The organism is Flavobacterium mesophilum (genome assembly GCF_039581405.1).
Lineage (GTDB): Bacteria > Bacteroidota > Bacteroidia > Flavobacteriales > Flavobacteriaceae > Flavobacterium.
This window is the reverse complement of sequence record NZ_JBCPXZ010000004.1, coordinates 299,358-315,078: the sequence shown is the minus strand read 5'-3', so window position 1 is coordinate 315,078 and position 15,721 is coordinate 299,358. Positions and strand designations below refer to the sequence as shown.

11 protein-coding genes are annotated in these 15,721 nt (G+C 33.8%); 6 read left to right on the top strand and 5 right to left on the bottom strand.

Features of this window, described 5'->3' with window-relative positions; genetic code table 11:
* Positions 1-9: 9 nt before the first annotated feature.
* Both AAYQ19_RS14565 and htpG read right to left on the bottom strand, forming a co-directional pair.
* Positions 10-816 carry a hypothetical protein gene (locus AAYQ19_RS14565; RefSeq protein WP_343537211.1) on the bottom strand — a complete coding sequence of 269 codons (807 nt, stop codon included), beginning with the start codon at positions 814-816 and terminating at the stop codon, positions 10-12.
* Between the two features lie 124 nt (positions 817-940).
* Entirely contained in the window at positions 941-2,824 is a 1,884-nt protein-coding gene (gene htpG / locus AAYQ19_RS14560; protein ID WP_343537209.1) for a molecular chaperone HtpG, read from the bottom strand.
* A gap of 202 nt (positions 2,825-3,026) precedes the next feature.
* Between htpG and AAYQ19_RS14555 the strand changes: the two genes are divergently transcribed.
* The 3 genes from AAYQ19_RS14555 (at position 3,027) to AAYQ19_RS14545 (ending at position 5,305) form a co-directional block, all read left to right on the top strand.
* On the top strand, positions 3,027-3,536 hold the full coding sequence (locus tag AAYQ19_RS14555) for a lipocalin family protein (protein ID WP_343537207.1): 510 nt from the start codon (positions 3,027-3,029) through the stop codon (positions 3,534-3,536).
* Positions 3,537-3,554: 18 nt separating this feature from the next.
* A complete protein-coding gene (locus AAYQ19_RS14550; protein ID WP_343537205.1) occupies positions 3,555-4,250 on the top strand; it encodes a YiaD family glycine zipper/OmpA-like lipoprotein in 696 nt (231 codons plus the stop codon).
* 104 nt (positions 4,251-4,354) lie between these two features.
* Complete coding sequence (locus AAYQ19_RS14545; RefSeq protein ID WP_343537203.1) at positions 4,355-5,305, top strand: ABC transporter ATP-binding protein; 951 nt, start codon at positions 4,355-4,357, stop codon at positions 5,303-5,305.
* A gap of 95 nt (positions 5,306-5,400) precedes the next feature.
* Here the strand turns inward: AAYQ19_RS14545 and AAYQ19_RS14540 are convergent, their stop codons facing one another.
* A complete protein-coding gene (locus AAYQ19_RS14540; RefSeq protein WP_343537202.1) occupies positions 5,401-7,812 on the bottom strand; it encodes a S9 family peptidase in 2,412 nt (803 codons plus the stop codon).
* Between the two features lie 262 nt (positions 7,813-8,074).
* On the opposite strand from AAYQ19_RS14540, the gene AAYQ19_RS14535 reads away from it, so the two are divergent.
* Positions 8,075-9,082, top strand: coding sequence for a 3-oxoacyl-ACP synthase III family protein (locus AAYQ19_RS14535; protein WP_115889760.1), 1,008 nt, complete (start codon positions 8,075-8,077; stop codon positions 9,080-9,082).
* A 114-nt stretch (positions 9,083-9,196) separates the two neighbouring features.
* Positions 9,197-9,868 (top strand): copper homeostasis protein CutC, encoded by a 672-nt coding sequence (locus tag AAYQ19_RS14530; protein WP_343537201.1) that lies wholly within the window; start codon positions 9,197-9,199, stop codon positions 9,866-9,868.
* Between the two features lie 87 nt (positions 9,869-9,955).
* Here the strand turns inward: AAYQ19_RS14530 and AAYQ19_RS14525 are convergent, their stop codons facing one another.
* Positions 9,956-12,373, bottom strand: a complete 2,418-nt coding sequence (locus AAYQ19_RS14525; protein ID WP_343537199.1) for a TonB-dependent receptor — start codon at positions 12,371-12,373, stop codon at positions 9,956-9,958.
* Positions 12,374-12,696: 323 nt separating this feature from the next.
* On the opposite strand from AAYQ19_RS14525, the gene argS reads away from it, so the two are divergent.
* Positions 12,697-14,475, top strand: a complete 1,779-nt coding sequence (gene argS, locus AAYQ19_RS14520; protein ID WP_343537197.1) for an arginine--tRNA ligase — start codon at positions 12,697-12,699, stop codon at positions 14,473-14,475.
* Positions 14,476-14,793: 318 nt separating this feature from the next.
* Here argS and AAYQ19_RS14515 read toward each other — a convergent pair whose 3' ends face one another.
* Entirely contained in the window at positions 14,794-15,699 is a 906-nt protein-coding gene (locus AAYQ19_RS14515; RefSeq protein WP_343537196.1) for a DUF6607 family protein, read from the bottom strand.
* Between the last annotated feature and the right edge of the window lie 22 nt (positions 15,700-15,721).

The following is a 15,721-nucleotide window of genomic DNA, read 5'->3' as shown; positions in this document are numbered from 1 at the left end:
ATGAGACTTTTACATTTGCAAATTGTAACTCACGCCGCTTTCATGTGTGTAAGTGAATTTGCTGTCGCAGTCATCGTTTCCGTAGTCAATCACGCCTTTTAAGAATCCGCCTTCGATTTTTAATTTTCCTTTTGAAATATATAAGCAAGAGTATTTTTTTACTAAAGCTTCTTGTACTGTCAATGTCAAAGTTGCTCCTTTTTCTGTAGTTACAGTATGAGTTCCTTCAGTCATTTGATATACGTTATCTTCAAAAACATACGGAGTGTCAACACCAGCAGTTTGTTTTATAGTGTATGATCCAGAATTAGTGTAAACTCTTCCTTGTAAATCGGTGAATTTTCCATTTGTTATTTTTCTAGTCCATTGCGGAATAGTTGCTGTGGTTGTCGTGTTTGTGTACTCGATAGTTCCTTCTAGTTTTATTCCGTTAATAGAATAGTCGATTCTTTCGATTGTCAATTTGCTCCCAGTAGTTGTTATTGGTCCAGAAAGCGTAAGTTTTAATTTTCCTTTTCTTGTAAGTTGGTTGTCTGCACATCCAGCAGTTCCATAATCTACCGTAAATACTTTTGGGTAAGTAGTTCCAGAAACCGTTACTGTTGCACAAACTGCTCCTGTGCTTTTTGCAGTTGCTGAGCTGTTTGTTACAGCTAATCCTGTATTGACGTCCATTTCGTTAGCGGCATCAATAGAAATTGAAGCGCCAACAGCTGTAGTGTCTGTTACGTTAGCGACGTCGTCACCGCCTGAACATGAAATGTAGGTAAATGCTGTTACACAAACCGTTGTGATTAAAATGGCAATTTTTTTCATAGTAGTTTTTTGTTTAAGATTAGATTTTAAAGGTTCTCAAATGTAACAAAAAAAATGAATTGCAATAAAAAAATCCTGTAAGCAGAACTTACAGGATTTTGAGGTTGTTTTTAAGATGAAAATCTTATTTGATCATCTCGAAACTTCTTTTTACAAAAGCAGTCAAAGCTTCGCCTTTTAAAAGATTTTGCGATAATTTAGCCAAATCCAAAGCTTGTTTTACCAAATGCTCTTGATGTGTTTTGTCTTCAGTGTTCAAAATGCTAGAAGCCAAATCTGAATTTGTGTTTACAACCAAATTGTACATTTCTGGCATATTGCCCATTCCGAACATTCCGCCGCCGCCAGTTTGACTCATTTCTTTCATTCTTCGCATAAATTCTGGTTGCGTAATAATGAATGGAGCCGCTTGCGAATCCATAGCTTCTAATTGAACGCTATATGCTTTTGGAATATAAGCTTCCAAAGAAGTTTTTAAAGCCGCTTTTTCGTCATCAGATAATTTTGAAATTGCATTTTCTTCTTTTTTAATCAAATTGTCAATGTGATCTGAGTCTACACGAACAAAAGTCAAATCGCTATTATCGTTTTCAATTTTCTGAATCAAATGTGAAATAATAGGAGAATCTAAAAGCAATACTTCGTAACCTTTATCTTTTGCTGCTTCAATGTATGAGTGTTGCGCATCTTTGTTTCCTGCATAAAGAACTACTAATTTACCATCTTTATCCGTTTGGTTTTCTTTTAGTTTTTCTTTTAATTCTTCTAAGGTAAAATAAGTATCATCTACAGTTGGATATAAAACAAATGCTCCAGCTTTTTCGTAGAACTTATCTTCAGAAAGCATTCCGTATTCCAAAACGATTTTAATGTCGTTCCATTTTGCTTCAAAATCAGCACGGTTTTCGTTGAATAATGATTTTAATTTATCAGCAACTTTACGAGTGATGTAGTTTGAGATTTTCTTAACCGCTCCGTCGGCTTGTAATCCAGAACGAGAAACGTTTAATGGGATGTCTGGTGAATCGATTACACCTTTTAACATTGTCAAGAATTCAGGAACAATTCCTTCTACGTTATCAGTAACGTAAACTTGGTTTTGGTACAACTGAATTTTGTCTTTTTGGATTTGCATGTCTGTACCCAATTTTGGGAAATACAAAATACCAGTCAAGTTGAAAGGATAATCTACATTTAAATGAATGTTGAATAAAGGCTCCTCGAACTGCATTGGATACAATTCTCTGTAGAAGTTTTTGTAATCTTCATCAGATAATTCAGAAGGCTGTTTTGTCCAAGCTGGATTTGGGTTGTTGATGATGTTGTCGATTTCAACAGTTTCATTAACGTAGTCTTCTGGAGCATCTTCTGGTTTTGGAAGCGTTTCAGTTCTTGTTCCAAATTTAATTGGAATAGGCATGAACTTGTTGTACTTGCTCAACAAACCACTGATTTTAGAATCTTCTAAAAATTCTAAAGAATCTTCGGCGATATGAAGAATGATTTCTGTTCCGCGTGAAGTTTTGTCAGCAGGTTCTAAAGTAAATTCAGGGCTTCCGTCACACGTCCAGTGTGCTGCAGGCTCGTCTTTGTATGATTTTGTAATGATTTCAACTTTTTCTGCAACCATAAAAGCAGAGTAGAAACCAAGACCAAAGTGACCAATAATTCCAGAGTCTTTAGCAGAATCTTTGTATTTGTCCAAGAATTCCTCAGCTCCAGAAAAAGCAACTTGATTAATGTATTTCTCTACTTCATCAGCAGTCATTCCTAAACCTTGGTCGATAATATGAATTTTTTTTCCTTCTTTATCAACTTTGATTTCGATGATTGGATTTCCGTATTCAACTTTAGCTTCGCCAATGCTGATAAGGTGTTTTAACTTTAAAGTAGCATCAGTTCCGTTTGAAACCAGCTCACGTAAAAAGATTTCGTGGTCGCTGTACAAGAACTTTTTGATTAAGGGAAAGATGTTTTCTACCGAAACATTAATTTTACCTGTTGTCATATTTTTTTAATTTTTGAGTTTAATGTGATGATTTTCATTTATTCAAATAGAATACCAATTGTTTTTTGGGTGACAAAATGTCGGAAGTGTTAATTTTGAAAGAAAATAAATAGATTTTGGAAGAGAATTTATCTTAACGAATCGTATATTTGTGGTATAATAATTGTTAAACGTGTAAGTATTAACTTAAAAAATGTACAAAATGAAGAAAATAATTTTCATTTGCATGATCGCCACGATGTTTTTTGCGTGTAAATCAGCTTCGTCTACAACTGCTTCAACTGAAGCGCAATCACCGACACTTTCAACTAAACTTGACAAATCAACTCAAGTAGCGCTTAAAGGAAATTGGGTACTAACTAATGTATCTTATCCAGGTTCTGACTATATTAAAGTTAACTCATTTGATCTTGCCGACTCAAAATGTTTTGTGGGCAGTACTTGGAGCTTTGTTTCTAACAACAATAAAGGAAAGATGGCTTTGACTTCTCCAAGTTGCACAGCATTTAATTCGCCAATTGTTTGGAGTATCAACAACCAAGGAATGTTTATTCTTAAAATTCTTGATGCTGGTGAAAAGGCTAAGAAAGTAAGAGATGGTTATTTACTTAAAGTTGCTGGAGTGACTGAAAGTTCTTTTCAGTTAATCGATAACATTAATGTTGGTGGTCAGACTAAAGATGTGGTATACCAATTTCAAAGAGCTAATTAATATTTAAAGATATAGAAAATGAAAAAGATAACTGTTTTAAGTTTAAGCTGTTTAATGGTTGTGGCTAGTTTTTTTACTAGCTGTGAATCTGTACAAAATGCAAATAATACACAAAAAGGAGCCGGAATTGGAGCAGTTGCGGGTGGTGTAATTGGTGGTATTTTAGGAAACAATTTAGGTCACGGTGGTAACGCTGCCTTGGGAGCTGCAATTGGAGCTGCCGTAGGTGGAGGAACTGGAGCTCTTATTGGAAACAAAATGGATAAACAAGCACGTGAAATCGATCAGGCACTTCCTGGTGCAGATGTTGAAAGAGTTGGTGAAGGGATTCACTTGACTTTGAACGAAAATGCTGTTCGTTTTGATACTAATAAATCAACTTTGACTACTCAAGCAAAAGCAAATCTGGATAAATTAATTCCTGTATTTACTGAATACGGAGATACTAATATTGAAATTTTTGGTTATACTGATAACACAGGAAAACCAGACTATAACTTGACATTATCAGGGCAAAGAGCAGCTTCTGTTCAAGCTTATTTAGTTTCAAAAGGATTAAAAGCTAGCCGTTTCAAAACTTCAGGTTTAGGAATTGCTGATCCAATTGCAACAAATGATACGCCAGAAGGAAGAAGCCAAAACCGTCGTGTGGAGTTTGCTATTACTGCAAATGACAAAATGGTAAATGATGCAAAAGCCGAAGCTGGAAAATAATTTCAGATAAAATAAAATGTAAAAAAAGCTGTTTCATAATTGAAGCAGCTTTTTTTTGACTTTAGAAATTAAACATCGTAAATTTGACCTCTCAAATTCAACTCATGCTCGATATTCAAAATATTTCTTTTTCGTATACTGATAAACCCGTTATAAACAACGTTTCTTTTACTGTAAATAAAGGTGAAAATATCGCTATTATAGGTGAAAGCGGTTGCGGGAAAAGTACCTTGCTTAAACTTATCTATGGTTTGTATGATTTAGATGAAGGCAAGATTTTTTATGATGAAAAACCAGTTTTGGGACCAAAGTTCAATTTGATTCCCGGAATGCCGTATATGAAATATTTGGCTCAGGATTTTGATTTGTCTCCTTATGAAACGGTTGCAGAAAATGTTGGGAAATTCTTGTCGAATGGTTTTGCAAATATGAAAAAACTACGCGTTCAAGAACTGTTGGAAATGGTTGAGATGGAGCAGTTTGCTAATGTGAAAACGAAATTTTTGAGTGGTGGTCAGCAGCAGAGAGTAGCATTGGTAAGAGTTTTGGCTTTAGAACCAGAAGTAATCTTGTTAGATGAACCTTTCAGCCAAATCGATGCTTTTAGAAAAAATGCTTTGCGTCGAAATTTGTTTCGATATTTGAAGCAAAAAGGCATTACCTGTATCATTGCTACACACGATAGCACAGACGCACTTTCATTTGCAGATGAAGCAATTGTAATGCGAAATGGTGAAATAATTACAAAAGGTGATCCAGCAAAAATTTACGAAGACCCTCAAACTAAATATGTAGCCTCTTTATTTGGGGAAGTGAATGAAGTCGCAACACATTTATTATTGGATTATGAAGATGAAAATCATAAAACCTTAGTATATCCACACCAATTTAAAATGGTTTCTGAATCAAAACTTCCGGTGAAAATCAGAAGGACATATTTTAGAGGAAATCATTACTTGATTGAAACGGTTTTTAAAAGACAATTAATCTTTTTCGAAAGTGAAATTGATTTGCCGCTTGAACAGGAAATTTTCTTAGGATTGAATTATTTGTAATTAGATAATTAGATAATCTTTCGTCTTAAAAAAAACAAACCCGACAGGTTTAAAAAACCTGTCGGGTTTGTTTTATATAGTAATTAAGATTGTGATTAGTTTTTCAAATATTTTTCTAAAAACTGATCTTGTTCCCAAAGCAAGTGCAAAATGTTTTCTTTGGCAACATAACTGTGTGCTTCTTTAGGCAGAATTACCATTCTCGCATTGGCGCCTAAACCTTTCAAAGCTTGGAAATAACGTTCTGTCTGCAAAGTGAAAGTTCCAGGATTATTATCGGCTTCGCCATGAACTAATAAAATTGGTGTTTTCATTTTGTCAGCATTCATAAATGGCGACATTTTGTTGTAAACATCTGGAACTTCCCAATAATTACGTTGCTCTGTTTGGAATCCAAATGGAGTCAAAGTTCTGTTATAAGCACCGCTTCTTGCAATTCCACACGCAAAAAGATTAGAATGTGTCAACAAGTTTGCGGTCATAAATGCTCCATATGAATGTCCTCCAACAGCTACTTTTTTACGATTGATGTATCCTAAAGCATCTACAGCATTAATTGCAGCTTCTGCATTGTCGACTAGTTGCGAAATGAAATTGTCATTTGGTTCTGTCGTGCCTTCTCCAATAATTGGAAACGAAGCATCGTCCAGAACAACATAACCTTTAGTTACCCAATACACAAACGATCCATAGTAAGGAGTAGTAAATTCATTTGAATTTTGAGTTGATTGTCCTGCACTGTTTTTGTCTTTGTATTCTGCAGGATAAGCCCAAATTAATAAAGGCAGTTTTTCTTTTTTAACCTTGTCGTAACCAACAGGCAAATATAAAGTTCCAGAAAGTTCAACCCCATCTTTACGTTTGTATTTGATTACTTCTTTACTCACATTTTTAATGCTTTCAAAAGGGTTTTTAAAAGCTGTGATAGGAGTCAGGCTGTTCTGTTTTTTTATGTTTCTGAAATAATAGTTCGGATATTCGCTTTTCGACTGAATCTGAACTAGAATTTTACCTGATTTAAAATCTTCGATTTCTAATAAATCTTCTTTTTTGTCTTTATATGTAGAAGTATAAAGACGTTTTGATTTTAATGTTTTTAGATTGAATTCATCAATAAAAGGAAACTGTCCATCTTTAGTAAATCCTTGTCCTATTAGGAAAGCATTGTCTTTTTCAATAGCTAAAACATATTTGTTGTATTCGTTTTTCTTAGTCTCAAAAGCTCCCGGATCAGAATAAACATCTTGCGAATTTCTGTCTGTGATTAATTTTGGCTGCTCACTTGGATTTGACGGATTGATTAAATACGTTTTTGTATTTCTTGTATCATACCATTCATCAGAGATCACAGCAACGTTGTCGTTCCCCCAAATAATATCACTCAAACGTTGTGGCGTTTTTGCTAATGAAGTCGGATTGTTTGTAAATGGTGCTTCCCAAAGGAAGATTTCATCTCTAAATTCTACTTTATTTGCAGGATCTCCTTCATCTAATGCTGTTACATAAGATAATGTTGCAGGTTTGTCATTTCTCCATGCCATTTCACGTTTTCCTTTTCGAACAGCCATAAAACCTTTAGGCATTATTTCGCTTAACGGCACTTCGTTTACTGTTTTGATTTCTTTTCCTCTTGCATCATAAACAATTGTTCTTGAAGGGAATCTGTATAAAGGAACTACATATGAAAAAGGTTTTTGAATTGTAGTCAACATGATGTAGTTTCCATCTGGCGAAATTCTTTCTCCAAAATACATCGCGGCATCTTTAAATAAAACAGCATCGCCATTAAGTTTTACTTTGTATAATTCAGAAGTTACAATGTTCTCAAAATTAATTTCGTCATTTTTGTTTTTCAGCATATCAGGATACGTTCTGTTTTGAGATTTTTCTCCAGAAGTATTTGAGATAATTGGTCCAGTTGGCAAATCTTTTTTAGCATCCAATAACGGTTGTCTGTTTTTTGGAAGCATTTTCACTAAAATAGTCTCATTGTCTAAAAACCAGCTAAACGGATTTCCAAGATTTGCATTTACAGTAGCTTCAGTAAGTTTTGTAGCGCTGGCAGTTGCAACATCTAAAACCCACAGTTCAACTCCAGTTGCAGTAGTGTGCGAAAACAATATTTTTTTGTCATTTGGAGACCAAAGAATATTGCTGATTTTTGGATTTGTAGGCAAACCTGTTACTTGTACTTCGGCAGTACTATTTATTTTGCGAATTTTTAAGTTGTTTAAATACGTTACCGTACTTGATATATTTGTAATTGGATTGATTCTTAATCCGCCCAAACGAAGTTCTTCTTGATTTAAGTCATCTAATGTTTTATAGGTGTTTCTATACATTAATAGCATGTATTCTTTTTTGGTATCCATTGATACGGTAGGAGCACGCTCATAATCAGCCAAATCTAAAATAGATTTTGATGGTTTTTGATACGTTAAGTTTTCTTGGGCAAAAGCAATAAAACCAATGTTTAGAAATAAGAGTAGTGTAACCTTTAATTTCATAATTTGAATTTTAGGGGTTTAAAAAATGGTATTCATAAAGTTTGACTAAAGTACTTTAATCTTGTTACATTTTAAAGCATAATTTAGATACTTTTCATCATTTTTAGCAAAAAGCTGATTTTTTTCAAAAGAAATAGTTTCAACTAACTTTAGAATTAAAATATATTAAATTGCTAATAACGAAAAAAATAGTAATTTGGATGCTTATGTTTTAAACTATACGTAAATTTGCAATCCAATTTTTAACAAACAATAAAAGAATATGTATCATTCAAAAATAGCGGGCTTAGGATATTATGTTCCTTCCAATGTTGTGACCAACGATGATTTGTCTAAAATTATGGATACGAATGACGAATGGATTCAGGAAAGAACCGGAATTCAGGAGCGCAGACATATCATTCGTGGAGAAGACACCACAACTTCAATGGGAGTAAAAGCAGCTAAAATTGCAATAGAACGTTCTGGCGTAGCCAAAGAAGATATTGATTTTGTAGTTTTTGCTACGTTAAGTCCAGATTACTATTTTCCAGGACCAGGAGTTTTGGTTCAGAGAGATTTGGGATTGAGAACTGTTGGAGCTTTAGATGTTAGAAACCAATGTTCAGGTTTTGTGTATGCAATTTCTGTAGCGGATCAATATATTAAAACCGGAATGTATAAAAATATTTTGGTTATCGGTTCTGAAGTTCACTCTACAGGATTAGATATGACAACACGTGGACGTGGTGTTTCGGTAATTTTTGGAGATGGAGCGGGAGCAGCTGTTTTAAGCCGTGAAGAAGATTTGACAAAAGGAATTTTATCAACGCACTTACATTCAGAAGGACAACATGCTGAGGAATTGGCTTTGCAAGCACCTGGAATGGGCGCACGCTGGGTAACGGATATTATTGCGGATAACGATCCAAACGACGAAAGTTATTACCCTTATATGAATGGGCAATTTGTGTTTAAAAATGCAGTTGTTCGTTTTGCCGAAGTAATCAATGAAGGTTTAGAAGCAAACGGTTTGCAAGTTTCAGATATTGATATGTTGATTCCGCATCAAGCGAATTTGAGAATTTCACAGTTCATTCAGAATAAATTCAAATTATCTGATGATCAAGTGCATAACAATATTCAGAAATATGGTAATACAACAGCTGCATCTATTCCAATCGCTTTGACAGAAGCTTGGGAACAAGGAAAAATCAAATCTGGAGATACAGTGGTTTTAGCTGCTTTCGGAAGTGGATTCACTTGGGCAAGTGCTATTATTAAATGGTAAAATAATCATCTTACATTATATTTTTTGAAACCTGCTTCATTTTTGGAGCAGGTTTTTTTATTTTTGATATCCCAAATCATGTGATTTCATTAGGAATGACAAAAAAATAATAAAATGAAAAAAAATCAGCTCGAAATAGCGTGTTTCAATTATGAATCGGCATTGATTGCTCAAGAAAGCGGTGCGGACAGAATTGAATTATGCGAAAACATGAAACTTGGTGGCACAACGCCAAATTCAATTTTAGTAGTGAAAGTCCGCGAAAGCGTAAAAATAAAAATGCATGTCATTATAAGGCCTCGCGGCGGTAATTTTGTTTACACCGATGAAGAATTGACCGAAATGAAACAAGATATCAAACAGTATAAAAAACTGGGAGTTGATGGTTTTGTTTTCGGAATTTTAAAAGAAAATGGAAAAGTAAATAAAAAGCAAAACAAAGAATTGGTTCATTTAGCACATCCACTTTCTTGTACTTTTCATCGCGCTTTTGATATTGTAGATTCAATCGAAAAAGGTCTTGAAGATGTAATCGAATGTGGTTTCAAAACCATTCTAACATCCGGACGTGGTATCAACGTTGAAGAAGGAATTTTTGATTTGGAGCATATTCAGAAATTAGCCAAAGACCGAATAGAAATCATGCCGGGCGGCGGTTTACGATCTTCTAATATTAAGTTACTGCAAGATAAACTAACTCCAACTTTTTATCATTCCTCTGCAATAACTAATAATTCTGAAATTGCAAATCCGGAAGAAATTAAGGAATTGAGAAATTTTTTATAATCGTCTAAAATAAAAAAGCCTGGAGTTGGCATACTCCAGGCTTTTCTTTTCTACAAGAACTATTAAAATCTACTAATCAAAGTGGGATTAAAACATTCCGCCACCACCTTTATTAGTGTTATCTTCTCTTTGTTTACGCTGTAAATTTTTGATTTTTCCTCCTCCAAAGTTGTAAGTCAAACCTAAATAAACGGTTCTGCTTTCCCAAGAAAACTGACCTGTTTGTGGATAAGGATAAATTCCGTCGAAAGCATATTTCATTGTTTTGAAAACGTCGTTGAAACGTACGCTAATATTCATTTTGTTGTCTAACAATGTATAGCGTGTACCAATATCCATTTTGTACATTTCATGTCTGTTTTGCTGAACATCTTCAACTGGACCTCTGTAAAAACCGAATAATAAGAAACTTAAACGTTTTGTTGGTTTGAAGTTTGAGTTCATACGAGCATTAAATGCCGTAGTCGTAACTGCGCGCTCGTGAGGTACACTTGTACTTGTTGTAGGATCAAATTCAAATACAACACCTTGTTGTTTAATGCTTGAGAAATCAATAGATGGTTGGATATCCCACCATTTTGTAAGTTTGTAATTCAACGAAACATCAAAACCATATGCGCTATTGTGATCGTAGTTTGTGTAGCTCAAAATTTGTTTGTATCCAGACGGATCATTTGGATCTGGGCTTAACGTTCTGCTGATTTGATCGTTGATGCTTCTAACAAAGACACCAGCTGTTACGCTTCCTTTATCAAGAGTTTTAGTGTAATTTACTTCAACAGAATTTGTAAACTGAGGTCTCAATTCAGGATTTCCGTATGAAGTTACTAAAGGAGTTGAGAACTCACGAATTGGCTTAGTTTGTTCTATACTTGGACGGTCAACACGACGGCTGTAGCTCAATTGAAGAACATTTTTTTCATTTAAATTATAGGTCAAATAAGCAGATGGATATAAAGTAATATAATCATCATTAAATTTATCTTGGCCGTGATTTAAATTCGCTTGAACTTTATAGCTCTCGAAACGAGTTCCTAATTGGTAACTGAATTTTTTGAATTTCTGACCAAATGTTACGTAAGCTGAGTAGATATCAGTATCATAAGTATAATTTGAAACTCTTTCATCAACAGGAACAAGAGGATTACCTGTACTGTAATCGTTGTTTGTTCTTGTAATTCTAGCTTCAGCACCAGCTTCAAGTGTAGTTTTGTCGTTTAACGGATTTACATAATCAACGTTTATTGTGCTCAATTTTCTTTGATCGCCAATTTGATCGCTGTAAACTACGCTATTTGAAGTGTTGTCAGGTCTAGTTGTTTTAGTATCAAAGCTTGCATTTTGTTCTGCTTTAGTATCGCTGTAGTTACCTTCAAAATCTAAAGTATGTCCTTCTTTATTGAAAATGTGTTTGTAAGCTAAATTGTAAGTTCCAGTTTTTGTTGGCCCTTTGTAAAGTGAATTTTGGTAGATGTTTAAAATACTTGGATCACCATTGTTGTAATCAATGTCAGTAATTACATTTCCATTTCCAGTTGATTTGTTTTGATTTGTATAGAATGACAAAGTATTTTTGTCATTGATCAAATAATCCATTCCTAACTTATATAAGTAGTTGTCATTTTCGTTAGAAATTTTCAAATTTTGCTCAACATCTTGATCCAATCTTTGGATTCTTCCTTTGTTGTAATACGTACCAAAGTTTTGTCCTCCGTTTCCAAAGAAATTTACTTTTCCTGTTTTGTAGTTTAAGTCAAGTGATTGGTTGTATTTTGCAGTTTCTCCAAAAGTAATACCGCCACTGTAGCTTCCGTTGAAACCAGTGTTAGCACTTTTATGCAATATAATATTGATAATTCCAGACATTCCTTCTGGATTGTATTTTGCACTTGGATTTGTGATCAACTCCACTTTTTTGATAGAAGTTGATGGAATTTGTTTCAATAATTGAGCAGGGTCAATGTTAGATGGGCGTCCGTCAATTAATACACGTACATTGTCATTTCCGCGAAGCGAAAGTTTTCCGTCTTGATCCACGTTTACAGATGGAATATTGCTCATAATGTCAGATGCAGATGCTCCAGCTGTTGTTAAATCTTTCCCTACAGTGATTACTTTACGGTCAATTTTTTGTTCAATTGTCGAACGTTCAGCAACAATATTTACACCTTTTAATTGCGTTGCTTCTTCTTCAAGAGAAACATTTACTGTAGCTGTTTTTCGGTTTTCACCTAAAACTACAGAACCAACATATTTTTTGAAACCAATATATTGAATTTCGATAGTGTAGCTTTTTAATGCTAAATTTTTGATTGTAAAATCTCCATTGTCATCTGTGTTAACACCAGAAACTACTTTTCCGTTTTCTTTAATAGAAACCGTTGCGTACGAAATAGGTGCGCTATTCGATTTCTCGATAATTTTTCCGGTGACCGTCCCGGAATTTTGGGCCTGAGCTGTTGCGACTAAACTGAATAATGCGAACAGAAAAATTTTTAATTTCATAATAAATAATTGATTATTTGATTTGATTGATGATGATTGTTTTTTTTGTTTTTGTTAGATTTTTTTTGGCTTTAAATAATTTCAAAGTCACTATTAAGACTCTTTTATGTTAGATATGTTACAAAAAAAAGTGAATTATTTTTTAATTTAAATCGTGACCTGTTGTTTTGTAGGAGATTAGCGTTTTAATTTTTTGATAATTTTAACATTCCAGAACATGTGATTTTTAAGAAATTCTAAACGTTTTGTTCGATTTTATATGTTTTTCATTTTCTGTAATTGATGAATAAGCAGTATCTTTGCTCACTTTAAAATAAGTTTACATGTCATTATCACAAATTCTTACACCTTCTATACAAAAAGCAATACAAGCATTATTTGATGTTTCAGTAGATAAAATCGAGTTTCAGACTACCAGAAAGGAGTTTGAGGGCGATATTACTATGGTGATTTTTCCACTTCTGAAAGTCATCAAAAGTAATCCTGCCGAATTAGGAAACAAAATTGGAAACTACTTGGTTGAAAATGTTTCTGAAGTGGCGCGCTTTAATGTCGTGTCAGGTTTTTTGAATATTGTAATTTCGGATAGTTACTATGTAGATTTCTTTAACGGAATAAAAGATCAAAAACAATTTGGATTTATTGCTCCAAACCCAGCTGAAAAAGCGGTTATGGTGGAATATTCTTCTCCAAATACAAATAAGCCTTTGCACTTAGGACACGTTCGTAACAATTTGTTAGGATATTCTGTTGCCGAAATTTTAAAAGCTTCGGGTAAGAAAGTGTACAAAACCCAAATAATTAACGATCGTGGAATCCATATCTGTAAGTCAATGTTGGCTTGGGAAAAATTCGGAAACGGAGAAACTCCTGAAACTTCGGGTTTAAAAGGTGATAAATTAGTTGGGAAATATTATGTTGAGTTTGATAAAGCTTACAAAACAGAAATCAACCAAATAATAGAAACTGGAAAAACGGAAGAAGAAGCTAAAAAGCTGGCTCCAATTATCATTGAAGCACAAGATATGCTTAAAAAATGGGAAGCTGGTGACGAAAAAGTAATTGCGCTTTGGAAAAAAATGAATGAATGGGTTTATGAAGGTTTTGCAACAACTTACACAAACCTTGGAGTTAATTTTGACAAATATTACTACGAAAGCAATACTTATTTATTAGGTAAAGATGTTGTACAAGTAGGTCTAGATAAAGGTGTTTTCGAAAAAGATCCAGATGGTTCTGTTTGGATTGATTTGACGGATGAAGGTCTTGACCGTAAAATTGTTTTGCGTTCTGACGGAACTGCGGTTTACATGACGCAGGATATTGGAACTGCAATTCAGCGTGTAAAAGATATGCCGGATGTTGGAGGAATGGTTTATACAGTTGGAAATGAGCAAGATTATCACTTTAAAGTGTTGTTCTTAATCTTAAAAAAATTAGGTTTTGACTGGGCTTCAAGTCTATATCACTTGTCATACGGAATGGTTGATTTGCCTTCAGGAAAAATGAAAAGCCGTGAAGGAACAGTTGTAGATGCAGATGATTTGATGCAAGATATGACCGATACAGCTAAACAAATTTCTGAAGATTTAGGAAAATTAGACAGTTATTCTGCTGACGAAAAAGCTAAATTGTACAAAACAATTGGTCTTGGCGCTTTGAAATATTACATTTTAAAAGTAGATCCTAAAAAACGTATTTTGTTCAATCCAGAAGAATCTGTTGATTTCGCTGGAAATACAGGTCCGTTTATTCAATATACGTACGCGAGAATTCAATCAATAATCCGTAAAGCCGATTTTGATTTTGCGGCTAAAATTGAAATCGAAGAATTGCATGAAAAAGAAAAAGAATTGGTAAAACAAATCGAACTTTTTCCAGAAGTAATTCAAAATGCGGCGCAAAATCATAGTCCAGCTTTGATTGCAAATTATACGTATGATTTAGTAAAAGAATATAATTCGTTCTACCAATCTGTTCACATTTTAGGTGAAGTTGATTTGACAAAAAAGATTTTCAGAGTACAGCTTTCTCAAAAAGTGGCTGAAGTTATAAAATCTGCATTCCAATTATTAGGAATTGAAGTTCCAGAGCGAATGTAAAAACTGAAATTTATATAAATTTTAGCCGGAAGTTTTGTGACTACCGGCTTTTTTTATTGTTTTAAAAATAGGTTTTCCGCTAAAAGTTCAAATAGTGTTACAATAGGACTTATTTTGAGTTAAACAGGTATTTTAAATAGGTTGTTTGAATTTAATGTAATAATTTTCCGACTTGTTAAAAAGATTAGTTATTCGAATATATTTCATAATAGTCACTTTTAAATAGCTGAATTAGTAACCCTTTTTAATAAAAAGTATTTATAAAAAAAGCCGGAAGTCTTAATACTTCCGGCTTTTTTCCTACTAACTAAACAATTTTTATTTTTTAACGAACTTGTCGATAATAGCATCTGATTCTGCTTTTGTAGCATCTGGTTTTAAATCAAATAAAAGAGAATACAACGCTTTGCGGTCAACTTTAGCTTCTAAATTTAAATCTACATGTCTATCAAAAAGAGTTTGCCATTTGTCACGAACATTTTTCCAAAGAATCTTGTTTGTTGCCCACCATTTTTGAGCAGCAGCACATTTAGAATCTGGAACTTTAGTATAAACATCAAATCCTTTTTCTTGAGCTAAAAGAACATCTTTTCCAGCGTCGTCACGAACTAATTTGTCGTTATCTTGCTCATGATTCCATCCTGTAGAAGTGATTTCGTGGATATTTCTTCTTTTTAAAACATTATAATCGTTACGTTTTGTTTGCTCTCTTCTAGGAAGTGGTGCGTCAGCAACGTTTGCCCAATAATCCTGTCCGTCAACATGTACCCAAGTTGATGAACCTTCATATCTTGGACTATCATCTACTTGATATACTTTTTGAGTCCATTGTCCCTTAACGGCTTTTTTATCTAGTTTTTTATATTTCCAAGAAGTCCCTTTGTCAAATGAATATAAGTCTGTGTTTTCAAAAAGCCAGTCTTGTCTCCAGTGTTTGATGATCATGTCATCGCTCACAATCAATAAATGCTGCATTACAATTTTGTTTGGAGTATCTTCTAACAATTCAACCCATTCTAAAGCAGATTCGTGTTTTGTTTCAGAAGGCTTATAAGTAAGAGAGTCTTTTGGGTACGAAAAAGTTTCTGTGAAATTGAATTTTACTTCATAACAACCACACATCGATTTAATTGATTTAATGTCTTGTTGTTTTTTGTCCTGAGCGAAACCAAGACCACAATTCAAAGCCATTACGGCCGATAAATAGAGGCTTTTTGTAATCATAACTTATTGTTTTGTTTTAAAA

What these genes read in the sequence shown, in the direction of transcription:
- argS (WP_343537197.1), top strand. Translation starts at nt 12,697, where the DNA reads ATGTCATTATCACAAATTCTTACACCTTCTATACAAAAAGCAATACAA.
- AAYQ19_RS14545 (WP_343537203.1), top strand. Translation starts at nt 4,355, where the DNA reads ATGCTCGATATTCAAAATATTTCTTTTTCGTATACTGATAAACCCGTT.
- AAYQ19_RS14515 (WP_343537196.1), bottom strand. Translation starts at nt 15,699, where the DNA reads ATGATTACAAAAAGCCTCTATTTATCGGCCGTAATGGCTTTGAATTGT.
- AAYQ19_RS14535 (WP_115889760.1), top strand. Translation starts at nt 8,075, where the DNA reads ATGTATCATTCAAAAATAGCGGGCTTAGGATATTATGTTCCTTCCAAT.
- AAYQ19_RS14525 (WP_343537199.1), bottom strand. Translation starts at nt 12,373, where the DNA reads ATGAAATTAAAAATTTTTCTGTTCGCATTATTCAGTTTAGTCGCAACA.
- AAYQ19_RS14530 (WP_343537201.1), top strand. Translation starts at nt 9,197, where the DNA reads ATGAAAAAAAATCAGCTCGAAATAGCGTGTTTCAATTATGAATCGGCA.
- htpG (WP_343537209.1), bottom strand. Translation starts at nt 2,824, where the DNA reads ATGACAACAGGTAAAATTAATGTTTCGGTAGAAAACATCTTTCCCTTA.
- AAYQ19_RS14550 (WP_343537205.1), top strand. Translation starts at nt 3,555, where the DNA reads ATGAAAAAGATAACTGTTTTAAGTTTAAGCTGTTTAATGGTTGTGGCT.
- AAYQ19_RS14565 (WP_343537211.1), bottom strand. Translation starts at nt 816, where the DNA reads ATGAAAAAAATTGCCATTTTAATCACAACGGTTTGTGTAACAGCATTT.
- AAYQ19_RS14540 (WP_343537202.1), bottom strand. Translation starts at nt 7,812, where the DNA reads ATGAAATTAAAGGTTACACTACTCTTATTTCTAAACATTGGTTTTATT.
- AAYQ19_RS14555 (WP_343537207.1), top strand. Translation starts at nt 3,027, where the DNA reads ATGAAGAAAATAATTTTCATTTGCATGATCGCCACGATGTTTTTTGCG.